The 1,379-nt window shown below is 61.7% G+C and carries 1 protein-coding gene and 3 tRNA genes; all 4 read left to right on the top strand.

Going from position 1 to position 1,379, the window contains the following annotated elements; translation table 11 throughout:
• The first annotated feature begins 223 nt into the window (after positions 1 to 223).
• Entirely contained in the window at positions 224 to 880 is a 657-nt protein-coding gene (locus ACFTZB_RS45660; RefSeq protein WP_378442609.1) for a TetR family transcriptional regulator, read from the top strand.
• A gap of 98 nt (positions 881 to 978) precedes the next feature.
• Positions 979 to 1,051, top strand: a tRNA-Glu gene (locus ACFTZB_RS45655).
• A 95-nt stretch (positions 1,052 to 1,146) separates the two neighbouring features.
• A tRNA-Asp gene (locus ACFTZB_RS45650) sits at positions 1,147 to 1,220 on the top strand.
• Between the two features lie 66 nt (positions 1,221 to 1,286).
• Positions 1,287 to 1,363 (top strand) — tRNA-Phe (locus ACFTZB_RS45645).
• Positions 1,364 to 1,379: the final 16 nt, after the last annotated feature.

The following is a 1,379-nucleotide window of genomic DNA, read 5'->3' as shown; positions in this document are numbered from 1 at the left end:
CAGCGCACCCGAGCCGACCCGAATTATACCACTTGGTGTGTTTTCGGCAGCGGTCCGATTTCGGCACAATAACGGACTTCAAGTTTGTTATATGGAAGATTTCATGATCAACAGACTGCTCTGTTGGTTTTTTCAAAACAGGGATACTGTTATGTACGGCTCCACGCTCGCCCCTGCAGGGCGAAAGGCGGGGTTACGACATTTGGGAGAGGGATTCACCGTCATGGCACGTCAGCAGGAACGTGCGCGACGCACTCGCGCTGCACTCGTGGAGTCGGCCGCGATCGAGTTCGCGAAGCGCGGCTATGCAGCGGCGTCGGTCAACACGATCCTCGAGGGCTCGAACGCCACCAAAGGGGCGATGTACTTCCACTTCCAGTCGAAGGAAGAACTCGCTCGCGCCGTCCTCCAGTCCGGGGTGGAGCAATTCACCGCCCTGACCGACCGGTGGACGAGTCGCACGGACATCGGACCCTTCGAGGCCCTGCACGGATTCGTGATCGACCTGGCGAAGCTGTTCCATTCGAGCGTCATCGTGCGGGCCGAGTTCCGGCTGATCGTCGAACCCGAGTTCTACCCGGACGTGCAGTCCGGCGGCTCGCAGGTGTGGGGGCGCACTGCACACGAATTCGCGATCCGCGCCCAGCGGGACGGGTCGCTGCGCGCCGACGCCGACCCGGAGAAATTCACCCGGGTCCTGGCGGCGTCTCTCGCCGGCCAGCGGTACATGTCCGACATGACCGCGCTGGAGGGCGACCTCGGTGCACGGTTCGTGGAATCGCTCGAAGTGATCCTCGAGGCGATGGCGTCACCCGAATGGCTGGAGAGGTTTGCGCGGGACGGATGGCCGGATTCCGGCTCAGAACTGCCCGATTCGTAGTCTGACCTGGCGATTTGGGAAATTCTCGATCCGTGTCCTAAGCTATCCAAGCTCCCAACGGAACGCCGTTGAGGTACTGGTTCGGAGAAATCCGACGGGCCCCCTTCGTCTAGCGGCCTAGGACGCCGCCCTTTCAAGGCGGTAGCGCGGGTTCGAATCCCGTAGGGGGTACGTTTGACCGGTGTCGAGCATGAGGTATGGTTCGACGGCAGTAAAAGTGACACGCAGTAACGCTCTACACTTGTAGAGCACAGCAGGACAAGCAAGGCCCTGTGGCGCAGTTGGTTAGCGCGCCGCCCTGTCACGGCGGAGGTCGCGGGTTCGAGTCCCGTCAGGGTCGCAAGTGTGTTGCCGATACTCGGTATCGGCAACACAGTGCGATAGGCATTCGGTTCGGGTGCCGTCCGGCCAGGTAGCTCAGTTGGTACGAGCGTCCGCCTGAAAAGCGGAAGGTCGCCGGTTCGATCCCGGCCCTGGCCACCACGATTCACAGAAGCTC

Source organism: Rhodococcus sp. NPDC057014, assembly GCF_042673295.1.
Classification (GTDB): domain Bacteria; phylum Actinomycetota; class Actinomycetes; order Mycobacteriales; family Mycobacteriaceae; genus Rhodococcus_F.
This window is presented reverse-complemented; position numbering and strand designations above follow the sequence as displayed.

Coding starts and splice junctions, on each gene's coding strand:
- ACFTZB_RS45660 (WP_378442609.1), top strand. CDS start 224: ATGGCACGTCAGCAGGAACGTGCGCGACGCACTCGCGCTGCACTCGTG.